This window comes from Effusibacillus consociatus (assembly GCF_042652925.1).
Classification (GTDB): domain Bacteria; phylum Bacillota; class Bacilli; order Tumebacillales; family Effusibacillaceae; genus Effusibacillus; species Effusibacillus consociatus.
In genome coordinates, this window is sequence record NZ_JBHSHC010000112.1 from 164,053 (window position 1) to 185,038 (window position 20,986).

Below are 20,986 nucleotides of genomic sequence, written 5' to 3' on the forward strand. Positions count from 1 at the left end.
TGTGTTAAGGAGGTTTGACCTTTGAGCTTGGTGGAAACAAACGGGAGACGTCTTTCGGTGTTTCGGGAGATGCTGGGGTTGAGTGAGCAGGAGGTTCTCCAGCATGCGGAACAAACGTTAATTGAAAAAGTGATTGTATCCCGGTCGAAGCAGCAGGTGGTGGTTTGTCTCGCTTGTCCGAACCGTTTGCCGCCGGCCGTATATGAACAGATTGTAGAAGGATTCCGCCAGCGGCTGCCTCTGAAAGCCACTGTGAAAACACGTTTTCGTTACCCGACTGAGGTAACCAATCTGAAAGGTTGGGTGGATGCTTACTGGAATCTGAGCATTGAGCAGGTATGCGGAAACGATCCTGTTTCCGCCAGCACACTTCGGCAAGCAGAGCGGGAATTGACCGACAATCAGCTTACTCTTTCGCTGCTGAACCAGCTGTCCGTCGAGCATTTGCAGAAAAAAGGGATTCCTTCGGTCATCGAAAAATGGTTTCGCGAGGAGCTCGGACTTTCGATTCAATTAAAGTTCCGCTTGGACGAACAAGCACAGGAAAAGGTAGAAACGATCCGTCAAAAGAACATGGCGGAAGAACAGATTCTTGTGGAGCAGATGCGGCAGGCCATTGTCGCGGAAGAGGAGAAAGAGAAGAACCAGCAGACTTCACCTGAGACGAACGCCCAAGAAAAGCTGGCGATCGGTAAACCGATTGACGATCTGCTGACCGAGATTCGGATGATCGGAGATGAAATGCGAAAAGTCGCGGTTAAGGGAAAAGTTTTTGCTCTGGAAACCCGGGAACTGGCCAGCGGACGAACTCTGTTTCAATTTAATGTAACGGATTATACGGACTCGATCATGTGCAAGATTTTTGCCAAGGAAGGCAAAGCGTTGGAATCATTGAAGTTATTGGCCAACGGTAAATGGGTACATGTACGGGGCTCCGTCCAATTCGACACGTTTGCCAAAGAGCTTGTTCTGATTGCCCAGGATCTGTTTGAAATTGATCCTCCTGCCCGTCGTGATACGGCAGAAGAAAAAAGGGTCGAGCTGCATCTCCATACTCAGATGAGTACACTGGATGGGGTGACTCCGGTCGGCGATCTGGTGAAACAAGCTGCAAAATGGGGGCATTCGGCGATTGCCGTAACCGACCACGGTGTTGTGCAATCATTTCCGGAAGCTTACAGCGCCGCCAAGAAGGCGGGCATTAAAAGTATCCTGGGGTTGGAAGCTTATGTGGTCGATGATGGAGTGCCGATCGTATACAAAGTAACGGACTCCAACAATTACGAGATCAATGATGAGACTCCTTATATTGTGTTCGATACAGAGACTACCGGTCTCAACGCGGCAGAAAATACTCTGATTGAAATCGCGGCCGTCAAAATGAAGGGGTCAGAGATCATTGGTGAATGGACAACGCTGATTGATCCGGAAGTTGAGATTTCACCCAAGATTACTGAACTCACCGGAATCACAAATGAGATGGTGAAAGGTCAGCCCAAGCTGGCAGAAGCGCTTCCGAAATTCCGTGAATTTGTCGGTGACGCCGTGCTGGTCGCACATAATGCGGAATTCGATCTCGGATTTATAACGGTGTGTGCGTCCCGAATCGGAATGCCGGAATGGACCAATGCGGTACTGGATACCTTGCCGCTGGCTCGTAAGTTATATCCATCTGAAAAGAACTATCGACTGAAAACATTGACCAACAAGTTCGGGATTGAACTGGTGAACCATCACCGGGCGCTGGATGACACGGTAGCCACCGCAAAAGTGTTCCAGTACATGTTGAAAGACATAAGAGAACGGGGAATCGAACGGTTGTCCCAGCTAAACGAGAATGACGGACATGTCGATTATTCGAAGGTGCGTCCGTTTCATGCAACCATTCTGGTGAAGAACAAAACCGGACTTAAAAATCTGTATAAAATTGTGTCCGAATCCCACGTGAAATACTTTTACCGTCATCCGCGAATCCCACGCAGTCTGTTGGTGAAACACAGGGAAGGATTGCTGGTGGGAACTGCCTGTCAGCAAGGGGAATTATTCCAAGGCATTTTACGCGGGAAGAATCAACAAGAACTGACAGAGATAGCGGAATTCTACGATTATCTTGAAATCCAGCCGTTGGAACATTATAAACCGCTGCTTAAAAACGAATCTATTTCATCTCTTGATTCGGTGAAAGATTACCACCGGCAGATTGTTGAGATTGGAAAGCAGCTTGATAAACCTGTTGTCGCGACAGGGGACGTTCACTTTTTGAATCCGGAAGATGAAATTTACCGGGATGTATTTTTGCAGGCGGTTGGAGACTCTCAGGCCGGGGACCAGCCACCGTTGTATTTCATGACCACCAATGAGATGCTGGACGCTTTTTCCTACCTCGGGAATGAAACGGCAGAGCAAGTGGTTGTCAAGAACTCTCAATTCATAGCGGATCAGATTGAAGATGTCAGCCCGATTCCTGACAAGTTGTACACTCCGATTATTGAAGGTGCCGATGACGAACTGCGCAACATGTGCTATGAAATGGCCCGCAGGTTGTACGGTGACCCTTTGCCGGAAATTGTGGAGAAACGATTGGAAAAAGAGCTGACCTCGATTATTAAGCACGGGTTTGCCGTGATCTATCTCATTTCCTCAAGACTTGTGAAAAAATCGCTGTCAGATGGCTATCTGGTTGGATCGCGGGGTTCGGTCGGATCTTCTCTGGTGGCAACGTTCTCGGAAATTACGGAAGTGAATCCGTTACCGCCGCATTATCTGTGTCCATCCTGTAAACACAGTGAATTCATTGCGGACGGTTCCGTGGGGTCGGGATTCGATTTGCCGGACAAAGACTGTCCGAAATGCAGAACCAAATTGAAAAAAGACGGCCAGGACATTCCGTTTGAAACCTTCCTTGGGTTTAAAGGAGACAAGGTTCCGGATATCGATTTGAACTTCTCCGGTGAATACCAACCCCGGGCTCACAAGTACACGCAGGAGCTTTTCGGCGAAGATTATGTCTATCGAGCCGGGACAATTGCTACAGTTGCGGAGAAAACCGCCTTCGGGTATGTGAAGAAATACGCGGAAGAGAAAGGGAAGACCTTCCGCGGGGCTGAAGTGGCCCGGTTGGTTGGCGGGTGTACCGGCATTAAACGAACAACCGGGCAGCATCCGGGCGGAATTATAGTTGTACCGGATTACATGGATATCTATGACTGCTGTCCGATTCAATATCCGGCGGATGATAACAGTTCGGAATGGCGCACCACCCATTTCGACTTCCATTCGATTCATGATAACCTGTTAAAGCTGGATATTCTCGGTCACGACGATCCGACTGTCATTCGTATGCTCCAGGATTTGACCGGTATTGATCCGAAGACAATTCCGACGGACGACGCGAAAGTGATGTCATTGTTCAGCGGGACGGAAGCGTTGGGGGTAACTCCGGAGCAGATTCGCTCGAAGACGGGAACCTATGGAATTCCCGAGTTTGGCACAAAGTTTGTCCGTCAAATGCTGGAAGACACCAAACCAAGCACATTTGCCGAACTTGTTCAGATCTCAGGTTTGTCACACGGGACGGACGTCTGGTTAAACAATGCCCAGGAATTGATCCGGAAAGGGATTTGTAAACTTCCGGACGTAATTGGTTGCCGTGACGATATCATGGTATATTTGATCTATCAGGGACTTGACCCCGGACGGGCGTTTAAGATCATGGAATCTGTTCGCAAGGGGAAAGGCGTCACGCCGGAAGACGAGGAATATATGAAGTCGTTTGGAGTTCCGGATTGGTATATCTGGTCCTGCAAACAGATCAAATATATGTTCCCGAAGGCCCACGCAGCCGCTTATGTGCTGATGGCGGTTCGAATTGCCTGGTTCAAGGTGCACCGCCCCCTTGAATTCTACGCTACGTATTTTTCAGTCCGCGCGGATGATTTTGATCTGCAGTTGATGTGTCAAGGATATGATGCAATCTGGAAAAAGATTGAGGAGATTGAAGCGAAAGGAATCAACGCGGCTCCCAAGGAGAAAGCCCTCCATACCGTATTGGAGATGGCGCTCGAAATGACGGCGAGAGGGTATAAATTTTATCCGCTGGACCTGTATAAGTCGGATGCAACGAAATTCCAGATTCTGGAGGATGGCTTGCTGCCGCCGTTCGGCGCTCTTGCAGGTGTCGGCGAATCGGCTGCCAAAGGGATTGTTGCGGCAAGAGAAAATGGACCGTTTTTATCGGTGGAAGACCTTCAGCAGCGCTCCCGTGCTTCCAAAACAGTAATCGAACTCTTACAGGGGTTCGGTTGTTTGAAAGATTTGCCGGAAACTAACCAGCTCAGTTTGTTTTAGCACCCAATGAAGTAAGAAGGCGATGCTCTCAGCGGGGTTCCTTACTTGCATAACCATCATTCCCGTGTTATAATTAGCTGGGTAAATTAGAGGATATTGTCGATCTTCGAGAGTGGGGAAACCCACTCTTTCGATATTATATAAGGGGTCAATAAGATCCAGGAGGGATAGAATGTCTAAACCCAGAGTTGTGGATATTGTGGAAGAACTCGTCACACCGATTGTAGACCAAGAAGGACTCGAATTGGTTGATGTGGAGTACGCAAAGGAAGGTGCCAACTGGTTCCTTCGAATCTTCATTGACAAGCCTGGAGGGGTTGACATTGAAGACTGCGGAAGAGTGAGTGAAGCTTTATCGGCTATGCTCGATGAAGTTGACCCGATACCGACTAGTTACTTTCTGGAAGTTTCCTCTCCTGGTGCCGAGCGCCCCTTAAAGAAACCGGCTGATTTTGAAAAATCTGTCGGAAAACAGATACATATTACGACATTTGAGCCGGTGGAAGGAAAAAAGGATTTTGAAGGCGAGTTGATTTCTTATGATGATCAGCTGCTCGTCCTGGCCGAACTGCAAAAAACGGTCCGCAAAAAATACGAGATACCGGTCAGCAAAATTGCCAGTGCTCGTTTGTCTGTCACATTTTAAAAAATGTTACTCCGCTAAAAACGCCCGCGTCGATACGGGCTCGAACAGAAGCGTCGCGTCCTGTGGCGGGTTCGACACTGGCACGTCCATGTGCGGCGCACCGCGGAGTAGATCATCCTGATCTAAAGGAGGAGAAGCGGTTTTATGAATGTTGATTTTATGGAAGCTCTGGAACAGCTGGAAAGAGAAAAAGGGGTTAAAAAAGAAGTGCTGATCGATGCAATTGAAGCTGCATTGATCTCCGGTTACAAACGAAACTTCAATTCGGCAGCTAACGTGCGAGTCGACATTGACAGGCAAACGGGAAATGTCAAAGTATTTGCCCGCAAACAAGTGGTGGAAGATCCTGTTGATCCGAGGCTGGAGATTTCATTGGATGCGGCCGAACAAATTAACCCCGCTCTTCAAATCGGAGACATTGTGGAAATCGAGGTAACCCCTCGCGATTTTGGCCGAATCGCAGCACAAACCGCGAAGCAAGTGGTTACCCAACGGATCCGTGAAGCGGAACGAGGTCTTATCTACACGGAATTTATTGACCGTGAGGATGATATCGTAACAGGAGTCGTCCAGCGCCAAGACGCACGGAACTACTATGTGGATTTGGGTAAAATTGAAGCGGTGCTGCCGTTTACTGAAGTGATGCCGGGCGAGAAGTTCAAACACAATGATCGGGTTAAGACATATATTACAAAAGTTGAAAAGACAACGAAAGGCCCGCAGGTAATGATTTCCCGCACACATCCGGGACTGCTGAAGCGCCTGTTCGAACTGGAAGTGCCGGAAATCTATGATGGAGTCGTAGAAATCAAGTCGGTATCCAGAGAGGCAGGACAGCGTTCAAAAATTGCAGTGCATACGAAAAACCCGGATGTCGACCCGGTCGGCGCTTGTGTTGGACCTCGCGGCACACGGGTACAGGCCATCGTAAATGAATTAAAAGGTGAGAAAATTGATATTGTTCGCTGGAGCGATGATCTTGCCGAGTTTGTTGCCAACGCATTGTCTCCGGCAAAAGTGGTCAGTGTGGAAGTGGCAGTGGCGGAAGACGAAAAGGTTGCACGAGTGGTTGTTCCTGACTATCAACTGTCGCTCGCTATCGGAAAAGAGGGACAGAATGCCCGACTCGCGGCAAAGCTGACAGGCTGCAAAATCGATATCAAGAGCGAATCTCAGCTTGGATTGAATAACGGGGACTCCGGTCTCGATACAGAGCCTGATGTCGAAGAGTAAAGGAAGGGATTTGCATGGCTCAGAAAAAAATCCCTCTTCGGAAATGTGTCGGTTGTCAAGAAATGAAAGCAAAGCGTGAGTTGATTCGCGTCGTTCTGAGTCCCGATTATCAAGTTTTCCTCGATCCGACAGGCAAGAAGGCGGGGAGAGGTGCCTATATATGCAAGACTGCCGAATGCTTTCAAATTGCGAGGAAGAAAAAAGCGTTGGACCGTTCTTTAAAAACAACCGTATCAGATGAGGTGTACCAGCAGCTCGAATCCGATTTGATGACGGTGAAATCAGATGAGTGATCGACTGTATAGTTTATTGGGACTGGCGATGAGAGCCGGAGCTGTTGTAACGGGAGACGAAGCATGTATGGCTCGGGTGCGTTCCGGAAAGGCGCTGTTGACCGTGGTTGCCCAAGATGCGGGCCCGAATACTAAGAAGAAGTACCGTGACAAATGCCGCAGTTACAACGTTCCACTGATTGAAGTTGGTTCGAAAGCGGAACTTGGCCGGGCATTGGGCAAAATCGAGCGGGCTGTTGTTGTAATTGTGAATCAAGGATTCGCAGAACGGATTTTGCAATTGTCAAGGGAACAAATCGGGGGTGAAGCATGTGAGTAAGTTACGCGTATACGAATACGCCAAACAAATGAATATGTCAAGCAAAGAGATCATTACGATTTTAAATCGGCTCAATATACAGGTGAACAATCACATGAGTGTAATGGATCCGGAAATGGTGACCGCCGTGGAAGGGTTCATGGCGGATCTGAAGAAGCGTGCTCAAGAAAAGCAAGATGCTGAGGAACTGCGTAAAGAAAAACGCCAGTCGGACCAAAATCCTGCTCCGCGTGCCAACACGCAGCAGCATGGCAATCGTCCACAAGGCCATTCTTCAAACCATGGCCATGGCAACCGTCCACAAAATCAGAAACAGGGACAGGGCAACCGTTCGCAAGGTCAGCCACAGGGACAGGGCAACCGTTCGCAAGGTCAGCCACAGGGACAGGGCAACCGTTCGCAAGCTCAGCCACAGGGACAGGGCAACCGTCCGCAAGCTCAGCCACAGGGACAGGGCAACCGCCCTCGTCCGACGGTCGCTCACGCTCAGGAGGCAAGTGCTATCGTCGAAGAAGTGTTGGATGATGTGCGTGCTTTTACCAGAGAGGAACGGATCATTAAAAAACCAAAACAAAATCCACAAGGAAATAAAGACAATCGAAAACCGGGCGGGCCTCCAAACCGAAACCAAAGGCCTGGCAGAGGAAATCAAACCAGACAATATCCTCCGGCGCAAGCTCCGAAACAACCGGAAGGACCGAAAAAAATTGAAATTGAAGGTCCGATGACGGTTGGAGAACTGGCGAAACTCATTAAACGGGAACCGTCTGAAGTGATCAAGAAGCTCTTGTTCCTGGGGATCATGGCCACGATTAATCAAGAGATTGAAACGGACGCAATCGAACTTGTTGCCGGCGATTATGGTATTGAAGTTGTTGTAAAAGAACCTGTGGATGAAGAAGCATTAGACATGCTGGTTGAAGAGGTTGACCCGACAAAACTGATAGAACGTCCTCCGATCGTAACCATCATGGGGCATGTGGATCACGGAAAAACGACACTGCTGGATGCGATTCGCGAAACCAATGTCACAGCGCAAGAGGCTGGCGGTATCACCCAGCATATAGGTGCGTACCAGGTTGAAATCGGCGGCAAGAGAATTACTTTCCTGGATACACCCGGCCATGCCGCATTTACCACGATGCGTGCACGGGGTGCTCAAGTAACCGACATTACGATTCTGGTCGTAGCAGCGGATGACGGAGTAATGCCGCAAACCGTTGAGGCGATTAATCACGCAAAAGCGGCAAATGTTCCTATTATTGTGGCTGTTAATAAGATGGATAAACCTGATGCGAATCCTGACCGGGTTCGCCAGGAGTTGACCGAATACGGGCTTGTTGCCGAGGAGTGGGGCGGAGATACGATATTCGTTCCGATTTCCGCAAAGAAAAAAGAAGGTTTGGAACAACTCCTTGAGATGATTCTGTTAGTAGCTGAAATGGCAGAGTTAAAGGCTGACCCGGCTGCCAGACCGCGTGGAACGGTTATCGAAGCGGAATTGGACAAAGGCCGAGGGCCTGTTGCTACTGTACTTGTGCAGAACGGAACGCTGAAAATCGGTGACATTGTAGTTGCCGGAACTACGTTCGGAAAAGTGCGCGCGATGGTGAACGATCGAGGACGTCGCGTGAAAGAAATCGGTCCATCCGGTCCGGTGGAGATCTTGGGTCTCAATGAAGTTCCAAGTGCTGGGGATCTGTTTGTCGTGTATGACGATGAGCGTAAGGCACGCGCTCTGGTCGATAAACGAGTCGCAAAGCAGCGGCAAGAGCAGCTCGGTGCACAAAGCCGTGTAACGCTGGAAGATTTGTATAAGCAAATACAAGAAGGCGAAGTTAAAGACCTGAACGTCATTATTAAAGCGGATGTTCAAGGCTCGGTGGAAGCGCTGACCGGTTCTTTGGAGAAAATCGAAGTAGCGGGTGTCCGTGTACGTGTAATCCATAAAGGTGTCGGGGCGATTACCGAATCCGATATTCTGCTTGCGACTGCATCCAATGCAATCGTAATCGGATTTAATGTTCGTCCGGAACCGAATGCGGGCAAGATGGCCGAATCGGAGAAAGTGGACATTCGTTTATACAGGGTCATTTACAACGCGATCGAGGAAATTGAATCTGCCATGAAAGGGATGCTGGATCCCGAGTATAAGGAAGTTATCTTGGGGCGTGCCGAAGTGCGGCAGACATTCAAGGTATCCAAAATCGGAACGATTGCCGGATGCTATGTAACCGACGGCAAGATTACCCGTAACTCCGATGTTCGTGTGATTCGCGACGGGATCGTAGTATTCGAGGGGAAACTCGACTCGCTCAAACGTTTTAAAGACGATGCACGTGAAGTCGCTTCCGGCTACGAGTGCGGAGTTACCTTGGAAAACTTCAATGATATCAAAGAAGGCGACATCATTGAAGCGTTCATGATGGAAGCCATCAAGGTGCAATAAATTCTCAACACCCGGTTCGGTCGCATCAGACGCACCGGGTTTTCTTCCATTCCAAGTCCTTGGATTTTTTATCCGGTAACTTACAGGAGGTGTACTGCCATGGGAAAAATTAGAGTAAGTCGCGTGGGCGAACAATTGAAAAAAGAAATTTCGAATATTATCCAAAATGAACTGAAAGATCCCCGGATCGGGTTTATCACGGTGACTGACGTGGAAGCCTCGGGAGATCTCCAGATTGCAAAGGTATATGTGTCCGTCTTGGGCTCTGCTGAACAGAGGGAAGAGTCATTGAAAGCTCTCCGGAGCGCAGCCGGTTTCATTCGGAGTGAAGTGGGCAAACGGATTCGGCTTCGGTTGACGCCCGAATTGATTTTCCAACTCGATACCTCACTTGACTACAGCACAAAGATTCAGGAGGTTTTACGCGATATCAACTCCGACAGGAGGGACTAGCTTTGAACACGGAGCAAATGCTGCAGGAAGCTGCCGATTTTCTAAAAGAGCATGATGATTTTTTAGTATTGACCCACGTCCAGCCGGATGGGGATGCCCTGGGCTCGACTCTCGGCTTGGCCCACCTGCTGGAGGCTTGGGGGAAGCGTTTTGTGATTGCTTGCGAGGAACCGGTACCCGATCGTTTCACTTTTTTGCCAATGAATGAACAAATCCGTCTGGCATCGGAATTAAATCGGAAATTCACGAATCTTGTGGCCCTCGATTGTGGGGATCTGCAGCGGTTAGGCGGCTGTTCTGCGTTACTCGAGGAGAATGCTGCAATTTTAAATATCGACCATCATAAAACGAACGATTCTTTCGGGAAAGTGAATCTGGTTGATTTGGAATCAGCGGCGACCTCCCAAATCGTCTATAACCTGGCGCGCCATATGCGAACAGATATCCGCCGCGAAATGGCAATCTGCTTATATACGGGAATTCTTACCGATACGGGAGGGTTCCGGTACAGCAATACCACCGTTGAGGTTCACCGGATTGCCGCCGATCTTTTGTCTGCAGGTGTGTCTCCATACGACATTGCCGACCGTGTCTTTGAGACCTTATCATGGTCACAAGCACTATTGATTCGTGAGGCATTAGGCGCTTTACAGAGGGATGAGACCGGCAAAGTGGCCTGGATTGTTGTCAACAGAGAGCTGCTTAAGCGAGTGGGTGCCTCTGATGAAGATGTGGAAGGATTGGTCAGCTACGCCCGAAACATCCAGGGAGTCGAGGTTGGCATCCTCTTTAGGGAAAAAGCGGAGGGTGTGGTGAAAGTGAGTTTTCGCTCCAAATACCAGGTTGATGTTGGAGAAATTGCCCTGTTTTTTGGTGGTGGCGGGCACGCTCGCGCTGCGGGATGCACTATCGAGGGATCCATTGAGCAAATTCAGTCTGATGTACTTGCGAAAGTGAGAGAATCTTTAAGGTCATGAACGGAATCATTGTCGTTAATAAACCAAAAGGTATGACTTCACATCAAGTGGTCGGCAAAGTAAGACGAATTCTGGGGATCAAAAAAATTGGACATACCGGAACGTTAGACCCGGATGTGGACGGTGTTCTCCCCCTCTGTATCGGCAGCGCAACCCGAATTGCCGAGTACCTGCTTGACCAAAGCAAAGCTTACAAGGGAGAGGTTACATTCGGCTTTTCCACTACTACCCAGGATGCCTCCGGAGAGGTTGTCGAACAGGTAGACCAGGTTTTTCTGACGGAAGAACAGGTGAACCTTGCTTTCTCGAGATTTCATGGTGAAATCGAACAGATTCCGCCCGCTTTCTCCGCTCTGAAGGTAGACGGGAAACGCGCTTACGAATTGGCCCGGCAAGGGGAACAAGTGGTCCTGGCGGCGCGGAAGGTGACCATCTACTCGATTGAGATTTTACATATGGATCTAAGCACTGATTATCCCAGGGTTCAATTTCGTGTAGAATGTTCAAAAGGAACGTACATACGGACGTTATGTCATGATCTGGGCAGAGAGCTTGGAGTCCCTTCTCATATGTCCAGGCTAACCCGAATCCGATCAGGACCTTTTACATTAGAAATGTCCCATACCTTGGAGGAGCTTGAAAGAGCCAAGGAGGAAGGGGAGATCGGGCGCTATCTTCTTTCCGCATCGGTTGCGGTCGAATACCTTCCTGTATATTCTGTCAGTGACAAGCAGGAAAGGCGAGTTTTGAATGGAATGGAGATGACCTTCCCTTTGGTTGAAACATTCGCCCTTGCTGTCGGGGATCGTATACGAATCGAATCCCGTTCCGGAAAGCTGCTGGCTATTTATCGTGTGGTCAGGGTCGAGGACCAGGAGGTCTTTACGAAACCTGAGAAAGTGTTTAAAGAGTAGGGGAGGCGCGAATTGTGAAGACTGTTTGGATTACGGGAAATCCGGGTAACCAAGCATTTGAACCGAGTGTGATGGCCCTCGGGAATTTTGACGGAGTACATAAGGGGCACCGGCAAATTATTGAGGATGCCAGAAAGATAGCTGCTGAAAAAGGGGTCAACCTGGCTGTTATGACATTTGATCCCCATCCGAGGCAAGTGCTTGGTGCGGGAGCGAACTACGATCAGCAGTTAACTCCGCTGCCCATTAAGCTGGAGGTTTTTGAAGAACTGGGCGTTACCATCTGTTATGTAGTCCAGTTTGACACTCAATTCGCTTCTGTCACGGCAGAATCGTTCGTCCATGACTTTCTCTTCCGTTTGAATGCAAAAGCGATCGTGGTAGGTTTTGATTATCGATTTGGTGCCGGCGGGCGAGCCGATGCGAACACTCTAAAAGCGCTGGCGGAAGAAGCAGGAAGGGCGGTTCATATCGTGCCGGCTGTCAATTTGTACGGGGAAAAAGTTTCGTCATCGTTTATCCGTGAAAAACTGCTTTTGGGAGAAGTGAAACTGGCGGCCGAGCTGCTGGGAAAACCCTACGAGATTCTGGGGGAAGTTGTCCGCGGCGAAGGAAGAGGCAGGGTACTGGGATTTCCTACGGCAAATATCGCACCATTGCACAAATTCGTGCTTCCCCGCACAGGCGTATATCTGATTCAATGTAAATTCGCTGACATGGACGAACCGTTAAGTGGACTCATGAATATTGGTTATAAGCCTACTTTTAACGATTTGGAAAATCAGGTTACCCTTGAGGCTCATCTATTCGATTTTTCCGGGGATCTGTACCATAAGCAGATGAAAATTCAATTTTTGGATTTTCTCCGTTCCGAGAAAAAGTTTAATTCCGCTCAGGAACTGATTGCGCAAATCCAGGCGGATGTACAGGAAGCGAAACGCAGATTTGAAAGCTTTCCCCGCTAAGATGGTATCCCATATCAATTACCGGGGTCCCCGCAAAGTACTCGGTGTTGCTACAGCGCTTCACGTCATTTTGTGGGGGAATTTCAGACATAGGACAACTGAAACAAAGCATAGACTTGAAGCAATCGAGTGCTGTCTGTTTACTCTTGTATCAATCTATGCTATACTACAACCTGGTATTAGCGGAGCATTTAACTTTGACAGCACATCCTGGCTGTAAGGGGATATGTGCCGTGAAATATCCATCCGTTGACTCACGTGATGCCCGTCTGTTTCATTTGTGTCGGGAAGTGGCCCGTATCTGTATCAGCGAAGAGTTTCAGCGCTTAAACCGGGAAATGGTGAAGCTGTACCGGAAAAACGGGATCACCGATCCGTACCTCGTTGCGTTTCAGGATACCCTTTTTTCGCTGTTCGTTGAAACAGATCGTCATTTTGAAGGTTCGACAGAACCATTCAATTGATATGAAAGTCATTGTCACTGTTCATGCCAAGCAAAGGCTATATGAGGAGCGACAACGGGGGATCCGAGTGGAGGACATTGTCAGGGCTGCGAAACAAATTCCCGGCAATGTACCGATAGCGACCCGTTTTCGGGGATTCCTCTCAGTATCGGGACGCACATTTGATATTGTGGCAAAGGATATTGCACAAGGCAGATTGGTTATTACGGTCATCGGCAAATGAACCTCTGCATGGATTTCGAGTACCTCGACGATTTCTGGGCTGAGGGGATATAACTGGAAAAGGAGGTGACGCAGCATGTCGTTGTCTGTGGAACAAAAGCAAGCATTGATCGATCAGTTTAAGGTACACGAAAGCGATACCGGATCTCCTGAAGTTCAAATCGCTATCCTGACAAACAAAATCAACTACTTGAACGACCATTTGCGCGTCCATAAGAAGGATCACCACTCTCGTCGTGGTCTCCTCAAGATGGTTGGGCATCGTCGTAACTTGTTGAACTACCTTCGTAAGAAGGATGTCAACCGTTACCGGGCAGTTGTTGAAAAACTTGGCCTTCGTAAATAATCAGGAAGCGGGGAACTTCTCCCGCTTCTTGTTTTTTGTCTCAAAAAGAAGGAAATACTGTGCATATGCCGAAATTTATATGTTTGTGTACATATTTATTATTTGTTGGTTCACGAGTTGTTAGAAGGGAGGCTTATTGCCTGCATGCAGCAAACTAATTCATCACAGATTTTTGAAACAGAATTGGCAGGAAGAAAACTGACGATTGAAACGGGGAAGTTTGCGAAACAAGCAAACGCAGCCGTTATGGTTCGATATGGGGAAACGGCGGTTCTCTCCACGGTTACCGCATCCAAAGAGCCAAAAGACCTCGACTTTTTCCCGCTGACAGTCAATTACGAAGAACGGCTGTACTCAGTAGGGAAAATCCCCGGGGGCTTTATTAAGCGAGAAGGTCGTCCGAGCGAGAAGGCGATTTTGGCTGGCCGTTTGATTGACCGTCCGATTCGTCCGCTGTTTCCGGAAGGATTCCGCAACGATGTCCAGATTGTCAATATTGTAATGTCGGTGGATCAGGATTGTGCCCCTGAAATCGCAGCGATGATCGGGACTTCAGCCGCGCTGACGATTTCGGACGTTCCGTTTGAAGGGCCAATTGCAGGTGTAATAGTAGGGCGTATTGATGGTCAGTTCGTCATTAATCCTACCGTAGACCAAGAAGTGAACAGTGATATGCACTTGACCGTGGCAGGGAGCAAGGACGCAATTGTGATGGTGGAAGCCGGTGCAAATGAAGTTCCGGAAGACGTGATGCTGGGAGCGATCCTGTTTGGCCATGAGGAAATCAAGCGGTTGGTCGCTTTCCAGGAGGAGATTCAGAAAGCGGTTGGCAAAGCGAAAATGGAAGTTGTTTTACACCGAGTGGATGATACAATCAATCAGCAGGTGCGCGCGTTCGCTGCAGAAAAGATGAAGATCGCAATCCGGACTCCGGAAAAACAAGCCCGTGAAGACGCGATTAACGCTGTGAAGGAAGAGACTTTGGCTTATCTGCAGGAGCAAAACCCGGAACTGACCGAGGAGCAAATGGCGGATGCCAAAGAAGTTTTATACGATATCGTGAAGGAAGAAGTCCGACGGGCGATTATTTTTGAAGGCATGCGTCCGGATGGCCGATCGCTGGATGAAGTGCGTCCGATCACCAGTGAAGTTGGAATTTTGCCCCGAACACATGGATCCGGATTGTTTACACGTGGACAGACCCAAGCCCTGTCAATTTGTACACTCGGAGCTTTAGGAGATGTACAAATTCTCGACGGGCTGGATCTTGAGGAATCCAAGCGGTTTATGCACCACTACAATTTCCCTCCCTTTTCTGTTGGTGAGGCCCGCCCTTTACGCCCGCCTGGCCGGCGTGAGATCGGGCACGGAGCGTTGGGAGAACGGGCACTGGAAGCGATTATTCCTTCCGAAGAGGAGTTCCCGTACACGATCCGTTTGGTGTCTGAAGTGCTTGAATCGAACGGCTCGACTTCCCAAGCCAGTATTTGTGCATCCTGCCTTGCCATGATGGATGCGGGTGTTCCAATTAAAGCTCCTGTTGCGGGAGTAGCTATGGGACTGGTGGCAGAAGATGAACAATATGCCGTTCTGACAGACATTCAAGGCATGGAAGATCATTTGGGTGACATGGACTTTAAAGTGGCAGGAACTGTAAACGGCGTGACTGCATTGCAAATGGATATCAAAATCAAAGGGCTCAACCCGGAGATTTTGAAGCAGGCTTTGGAACAGGCGCACCGCGGAAGAATGCATATCTTGAATAAAATGCTGGAGGCAATCGCCGGGCCGCGCACCGAATTGTCCAAATATGCGCCGCGAATCATTACGATGAAGATTCATCCGGATAAGATTCGTGAAGTGATTGGACCAGGCGGTCGTGTGATCAATAAAATCATTGAGGAGACCGGTGTCAAGATCGATATCGAACAGGATGGCCGGATATTCATTGCGACTTCAGACCTGGATGCGGGAGAAAAAGCCCGTTCGATCATTGAAGGCATTGTTCGTGAAGTAGAAGTCGGCGTGATCTATAACGGTAAAGTTACTCGAGTTGAAAAATATGGCGCTTTCGTGGAAGTGCTGCCCGGTAAAGAGGGACTTGTGCACATCTCCCATCTGGCCGAGGAAAGAGTGGAGAAAACGGAAGATGTCGTAAAAGTCGGCGACGAAATTATGGTCAAAGTTACGGAAATCGATCCGCAGGGTCGGGTTAATCTGTCCCGCAGGGCAGCATTGCGGGAGCTTCGGGGGGAACCGCCTGAGGATCCGGCAGCTGCACCTCCGCGCAGGGAACGTGATAACCGCCCGCGGGAGAACAGACCTCCCCGACGTCAATACGAAAATAAACAATAAGTGGAAAAGAGTCAGTTTCTGGCTCTTTTCTGTTTTTTTGCGCAAAATAACACCGAATTCTAAGGAAGGGGTGAGCGAATTGCGTATACTGATGGCGGGTGTTTGTCTTTTGATGCTTGCAGCAACCGATGCAGCAGCCCAAAATGGAAATCCGGAATGGGAGAAGCGCACCGTCTCCATTCAACAGAACTTGACCAAAGAGGATTTGCAGCGGAAAGCTTCCAAACTGTTTAAACAGCCGATTGATGCGGTTGTAAGCCGCGCGGGGAAACCGAATGTAATCCCCGAATTGAATGGGATTGAACTGGATGTTGAGGCCACATGGCAGAATTTCCAGAAAAACGGAAGTCAGTCTCCTGACTTCTATGTGTACAAACAATTGCCTCCCAAGATAAAACTGAGCGATTATCCGAACCTCCCGATTTATCAAGGAAATCCTCACAAAAAAGAAATGTCTTTGATGATCAATGTGGCATGGGGCACCGAATACATCGATGGCATCTTACAGGTATTAAAGGACAACTCGGCCAAAGCGACGTTTTTTCTCGACGGATCGTGGCTGGCCAAAAACCCCGAGGTCGCCAAACGAATTGTTTCAGAGGGGCATGAGATAGGCAATCATGCGTATACCCATCCCGATATGGCAGCTCTCTCCCCTGAACGACAGCTTCACCAGATTGTGAAAACGCAGGAGGAAATCAAACAGGTTCTGGGTGTGGAAAGCAAATGGTTTGCACCGCCGTCCGGTTCCTTTAATCAGGCCACGGTAAAAATCGCCAGAAGTCAAGGAATGGGAACAGTACTCTGGACACTCGACACAGTCGACTGGCGGCGCCCCCCCAAGGAACAGATTTTGAACCGCATCATTCCCCATGCACGAAACGGGGCCATGATTCTTATGCATCCGACTGAACCAACTTTAGGCGCTTTGCGTACTCTAGTACCAGACCTGAAGAAAAAGGGGTTCCAGCTTGTTACGGTCAGTGAACTTCTGTCTCCAATTCGCAAAGTCGAATAAAGTGATTGTAGGAACTTCTTTCCTTTGTTATAGTTGATGGGAGGTACAGGTTAAAGGAGGATGTCTTTGTTTTACAAGGGGATATTGTCAAATGGCATGCGGCTTGTTGTCGAAGAAATTTCTTCAGTCCGTTCCGTCTCTCTAGGGGTATGGGTGAATTCGGGATCCCGTGATGAAACCCCGGCCACAAACGGAATGTCGCACTTTATTGAACACATGATGTTTAAAGGCACCAATAAACTGTCTGCCCGTCAAATCGCGGAATTGTTTGATGGAATTGGCGGTCAGGTCAATGCCTTTACATCCAAAGAATACACCTGCTACTACGCGAAAGTTTTGGATGAACATTTTAAATTGGCTTTGGAAACGTTGGCCGATATGTTGCTTAACTCCAAATTGGCGCCCGAGGAATTAGCCAAAGAACGAAAAGTCATTATCGAAGAGATTAAAATGTATGAAGATACACCGGATGATCAGGTTCACGATCTGTTGGCGGCCACCATGTATCCCGATCATACTCTTGGCTATACGATTTTAGGTCCCGAGTCGAATCTTCTGGCCTTCACGCGGGAGGATATGGTCTCCTACCTCAGTTCGCACTACACGCCTGATAATTTGGTATTGGCGGTTGCCGGCAATGTGAAAGCGGATGAGGTGCACCGGGCGGCTGAACAATATTTTTCCCCCTTGGGCGGCAAGCGTGTGTCAGATCCTCAAGTGGCGCCGGTTTTCCAGGCGAATAAACAGGTGCGGCGGAAAGCAACCGAACAGGCCCATATTTGTCTCGCTACACAGGGATATGCGTTTGATGATCCGGCGGTGTATTCCCTGATTCTTTTGAACAACATCGTTGGCGGAAGCTCCAGTTCCCGACTGTTCCAGGAAATCCGGGAAGAAAGAGGAATGGCATATTCCGTTTACAGCTTCTACTCTTCGTACCGGGATGGGGGAACGTTTGGCGTCTATACGGGTACGTCTCCAATTCAGGCGCAGGAAGCGGTGAACCTGATTGGGGAGATTCTTGCGGATCTTGCAACCAACGGCATAACGAATGAAGAACTACGCAAAGCAAAAGATCAGGTAAAAGGCTCCTTAATGCTGTCGCTCGAAAGCACCAGTTCGCGGATGAGCCGGTTGGGAAAAAATGAGCTTCTGCTCGGCAAGCAAATCACCCTGGACGAGACGGTCCGGCGAATTACTGAAGTCACTCTCGAAGATATCAACGCAGTAGCCAAGAGGGTCTGCCAAGGCCCGATGGCGATGTCGGCAATCGGACCGTTTGAGGACTTGAAAAAGCCGAACTGATTACTATAGAATTCGAAGTCAATCAGTTTTTTTACGGGTCCCAACCAACATCTTATCGTCACTTTCACCGCAAGGGAAAAGAGTATAAGAGCAACAAAGTGGAAAGCCAACAAGTTGCACTATAATTGGGTTATATTGTGAGGTGTTGCTTCGTTGGATAACGGTTTGCAGATTTTGGTTAAGAAAATGTCTCCGTTGATGGGTGAACGGTTTCCAATGCCGTATTATGCAACATCCGGGGCTGCCGGGATGGATTTATGTGCGTGTATAGAAGAACCTGTATTGATTCCGTCCGGGGGAAAAGCTCGAATTCCGACCGGGATTGCCATTCAACTGCCTTCCCCGTCTTATGTTGCGCTTGTGTTTCCTCGCAGCGGGCTGGCATCCAAATACGGAATTAACTTGGCGAATTCGGTTGGAGTTATCGACAGTGATTATACAGGTGAAATTCAATGTGTAGTCGTGAACCAGGGAGAAAGCGAATATGAGGTGAACCCTGGTGAACGAATCGCACAAATGGTTATTATGCCTGTGATCCAAGCAAATCTTAAGGTTGTGGAAGAACTTGTGCCTACTGGTCGTGGAACCGGGGGATTCGGTTCCACGGGAAAATAAAATGTCTGAAGGGCAGCTCTCTAACGAGCAGCCCTTTTCTTTATTTGCCGGGCTTTTCTACTGGACTTTTTCATCCCCATTTCGCATACATGTTAACGAAATGTTTTTACTAATGTGGCGGCAAATTTTGCTAAGGGAGGACGTCGCTGTGAGATTAAGCGAACTGGCGGGCAGAGAACTTGTGGATATGGAAAATGGGGAAAAAATTGGCCAATTGGGGCATGCGGACCTTTGGATTGATGCAAAAACCGGAAGGATCGGATACCTGATTTTACCAGCTGATACTCGTTTTTTTTCATTTGGCAAGAAGCATGAAGAACAATCGGTTCCATGGGAGTCCATTCACAAGATAGGAACAGACACGATTTTGCTGGATTTGAAGCGGGGAAAATTCACTGAAAAGGAAAGAAATTCCGGTGTGTAACAGAGATCTGGGCTCATGCATAGTATGGAGCACGTGCATCGATCCGGCATGGAGCAAGCCTGGATTGCGCTGTTAAAACAGATTTAAACTTGAAATTTCGGATGTTTTGCGTACAATGATTTGAAAGGGGTCAGTCACCCATGCTAACAGGTATCAAGATGGCGTTTTTAGGCGGGGACGCGCGAATCATCGAAGTGATTCAACACGCCCTGGATTTGGACGCCTCCGTGTACCTGATCGGATTCGACGACTTGGAGTTGAAAATGGCGGATGCCGTTAAGACCAACTTGTCACTCGAAGTGTTGCAGGATCTGGATGCAGTAATAATGCCGGTAACCGGTATGAGTGACGATTGGACAATCGGATCCAAGTATTCCGCACGCCCGATCGTTTTGACAGATGATCATTTTTCTGCTCTTCCCAAGAAATGCAAGATCTTTACCGGCATCGCCCGCAGTGTGCTTTCGGAAACCAGCCGACGGCATGGACTTTGCTTGATTAAGTTGATGGAACTCGATGAAGTGGCCATTTTAAATTCGATTCCATCAGCTGAAGGTGCGATTCAAATGGCAATGGAGAACACGGATTTTACGATCCATGGCTCCAATGTTGCTGTTCTTGGATTCGGTCGATGCGGGATGACGCTGACTCGAATGTGCGCAGGCATTGGTGCAAAGGTTAAAGCAGGAGCACGAAAAGAAGCGGATATCGCGAGAATAATTGAAATGGGATTCGACGCTTTCAATATTTCCAATATCGGGACCGCGCTGCAACAGGCGGATATTGTATTCAATACGATTCCTGCACCGGTTTTAACATCGGAAGTATTGGCCCGCATGAAGAAAAGCTGTGTCATTATCGACATCGCTTCGAGTCCGGGCGGAACCGATTTTCGGTTTGCTGAAAAAAGAGGCATCAAAGCGCTGCTTGCTCCAAGTTTGCCAGGGATCGTTGCGCCCAAAACAGCAGGGCAGATTATTGCGAAAACAATCTGTCGCCTCGTTTTGGATCACGCATAATCCTGGAGGTAACAACATGGAACTGAAGGGCAAGACGATCGGTTTTGCAATTACCGGATCCCACTGCACTTATGACGAGATTCGTCCGGTGATGAAAAAGTTTGTGGAAATGGAAGTTTCTGTAATTCCCATCCTTTCACATACCGTACAAACGACAAGCACCAGATTCGCGGAAGCGGATGTATGGGTCGCCGAGATTGAACAGCTGACCGGACAAAAGCCGATTACTTCCATTGTGGAAGCGGAACCGTTAGGGCCGAGCAAGAAGCTTGATGCGTTATTGATTGCACCGTGTACGGGGAATACAATTTCCCGTCTTGCAAATGCGATGACAGACTCTCCTGTCCTGATGGCGGCAAAAGCAACGATGCGAAATGATCGTCCTGTCGTGCTTGCGATCTCCACAAACGACGGACTCGGCCTAAATATGTCGAACATTGCAAAATTAATGTCCGCTAAGAATATTTTTATGGTACCATTTGGTCAGGATGATCCTTTTAAAAAAATGAATTCTCTGGTGGCAAAAATGGATCTCGTGTATCCTACTTTAGAAGCTGCGTTGGAAAAGAAACAGTTTCAACCGGTTTTGATTGAAAGGTATAAATATTAAACATTGAGCCGA

Annotated in this window: 20 protein-coding genes; all 20 read left to right on the forward strand. The window is 48.6% G+C overall.

Translation table 11 applies throughout. The features are described 5' to 3' along the window. Positions 1 to 21 precede the first annotated feature (21 nt). The 20 genes from ACFO8Q_RS15755 (at position 22) to ACFO8Q_RS15850 (ending at position 20,974) form a co-directional block, all read left to right on the forward strand. Positions 22 to 4,347, forward strand: coding sequence for a PolC-type DNA polymerase III (locus ACFO8Q_RS15755; RefSeq protein WP_380026774.1), 4,326 nt, complete (start codon positions 22 to 24; stop codon positions 4,345 to 4,347). Between the two features lie 172 nt (positions 4,348 to 4,519). Next, on the forward strand, positions 4,520 to 4,993 hold the full coding sequence (gene rimP, locus ACFO8Q_RS15760) for a ribosome maturation factor RimP (protein ID WP_380026775.1): 474 nt from the start codon (positions 4,520 to 4,522) through the stop codon (positions 4,991 to 4,993). A 144-nt stretch (positions 4,994 to 5,137) separates the two neighbouring features. Further along, a complete protein-coding gene (gene nusA / locus ACFO8Q_RS15765) occupies positions 5,138 to 6,226 on the forward strand; it encodes a transcription termination factor NusA (RefSeq protein ID WP_380026776.1) in 1,089 nt (362 codons plus the stop codon). A 14-nt stretch (positions 6,227 to 6,240) separates the two neighbouring features. Then, positions 6,241 to 6,519 carry an RNase P modulator RnpM gene (rnpM, locus tag ACFO8Q_RS15770; protein WP_380026777.1) on the forward strand — a complete coding sequence of 93 codons (279 nt, stop codon included), beginning with the start codon at positions 6,241 to 6,243 and terminating at the stop codon, positions 6,517 to 6,519. After that, on the forward strand, positions 6,512 to 6,838 hold the full coding sequence (locus ACFO8Q_RS15775; RefSeq protein ID WP_380026778.1) for a L7Ae/L30e/S12e/Gadd45 family ribosomal protein: 327 nt from the start codon (positions 6,512 to 6,514) through the stop codon (positions 6,836 to 6,838). Before rnpM ends, ACFO8Q_RS15775 begins: the two co-directional genes overlap by 8 nt. Positions 6,839 to 6,866: 28 nt before the next feature. Then, positions 6,867 to 9,287 (forward strand): translation initiation factor IF-2, encoded by a 2,421-nt coding sequence (infB, locus tag ACFO8Q_RS15780; protein WP_380027032.1) that lies wholly within the window; start codon positions 6,867 to 6,869, stop codon positions 9,285 to 9,287. 99 nt (positions 9,288 to 9,386) lie between these two features. Beyond that, entirely contained in the window at positions 9,387 to 9,740 is a 354-nt protein-coding gene (gene rbfA, locus ACFO8Q_RS15785) for a 30S ribosome-binding factor RbfA (protein WP_380026779.1), read from the forward strand. Between the two features lie 2 nt (positions 9,741 to 9,742). Further along, a complete protein-coding gene (locus tag ACFO8Q_RS15790; protein ID WP_380026780.1) occupies positions 9,743 to 10,717 on the forward strand; it encodes a DHH family phosphoesterase in 975 nt (324 codons plus the stop codon). Beyond that, on the forward strand, positions 10,714 to 11,631 hold the full coding sequence (truB, locus tag ACFO8Q_RS15795; RefSeq protein WP_380026781.1) for a tRNA pseudouridine(55) synthase TruB: 918 nt from the start codon (positions 10,714 to 10,716) through the stop codon (positions 11,629 to 11,631). The genes ACFO8Q_RS15790 and truB overlap by 4 nt, the downstream gene beginning before the upstream one ends. Positions 11,632 to 11,645: 14 nt before the next feature. Continuing rightward, complete coding sequence (locus tag ACFO8Q_RS15800; protein ID WP_380026782.1) at positions 11,646 to 12,596, forward strand: bifunctional riboflavin kinase/FAD synthetase; 951 nt, start codon at positions 11,646 to 11,648, stop codon at positions 12,594 to 12,596. A gap of 233 nt (positions 12,597 to 12,829) precedes the next feature. After that, complete coding sequence (locus ACFO8Q_RS15805; protein WP_380026783.1) at positions 12,830 to 13,060, forward strand: hypothetical protein; 231 nt, start codon at positions 12,830 to 12,832, stop codon at positions 13,058 to 13,060. Positions 13,061 to 13,127: 67 nt separating this feature from the next. Next, positions 13,128 to 13,283 carry a hypothetical protein gene (locus ACFO8Q_RS15810; RefSeq protein WP_380026785.1) on the forward strand — a complete coding sequence of 52 codons (156 nt, stop codon included), beginning with the start codon at positions 13,128 to 13,130 and terminating at the stop codon, positions 13,281 to 13,283. Between the two features lie 75 nt (positions 13,284 to 13,358). Then, positions 13,359 to 13,628 (forward strand): 30S ribosomal protein S15, encoded by a 270-nt coding sequence (gene rpsO, locus ACFO8Q_RS15815; RefSeq protein ID WP_380026786.1) that lies wholly within the window; start codon positions 13,359 to 13,361, stop codon positions 13,626 to 13,628. Between the two features lie 144 nt (positions 13,629 to 13,772). Then, a complete protein-coding gene (pnp, locus tag ACFO8Q_RS15820; RefSeq protein WP_380026787.1) occupies positions 13,773 to 15,983 on the forward strand; it encodes a polyribonucleotide nucleotidyltransferase in 2,211 nt (736 codons plus the stop codon). 79 nt (positions 15,984 to 16,062) lie between these two features. Next, positions 16,063 to 17,001 (forward strand): polysaccharide deacetylase family protein, encoded by a 939-nt coding sequence (locus ACFO8Q_RS15825; RefSeq protein WP_380026788.1) that lies wholly within the window; start codon positions 16,063 to 16,065, stop codon positions 16,999 to 17,001. 60 nt (positions 17,002 to 17,061) lie between these two features. Continuing rightward, positions 17,062 to 18,306 carry a M16 family metallopeptidase gene (locus ACFO8Q_RS15830; RefSeq protein WP_380026789.1) on the forward strand — a complete coding sequence of 415 codons (1,245 nt, stop codon included), beginning with the start codon at positions 17,062 to 17,064 and terminating at the stop codon, positions 18,304 to 18,306. A gap of 153 nt (positions 18,307 to 18,459) precedes the next feature. Continuing rightward, positions 18,460 to 18,921, forward strand: coding sequence for a dUTP diphosphatase (dut, locus tag ACFO8Q_RS15835; protein WP_380026790.1), 462 nt, complete (start codon positions 18,460 to 18,462; stop codon positions 18,919 to 18,921). 148 nt (positions 18,922 to 19,069) lie between these two features. Further along, complete coding sequence (locus tag ACFO8Q_RS15840; RefSeq protein ID WP_380026791.1) at positions 19,070 to 19,345, forward strand: YlmC/YmxH family sporulation protein; 276 nt, start codon at positions 19,070 to 19,072, stop codon at positions 19,343 to 19,345. A gap of 140 nt (positions 19,346 to 19,485) precedes the next feature. Next, entirely contained in the window at positions 19,486 to 20,364 is an 879-nt protein-coding gene (gene dpsA / locus ACFO8Q_RS15845) for a dipicolinate synthase subunit DpsA (RefSeq protein WP_380026792.1), read from the forward strand. Positions 20,365 to 20,380: 16 nt separating this feature from the next. Further along, on the forward strand, positions 20,381 to 20,974 hold the full coding sequence (locus tag ACFO8Q_RS15850) for a dipicolinate synthase subunit B (protein WP_380026793.1): 594 nt from the start codon (positions 20,381 to 20,383) through the stop codon (positions 20,972 to 20,974). Positions 20,975 to 20,986: the final 12 nt, after the last annotated feature.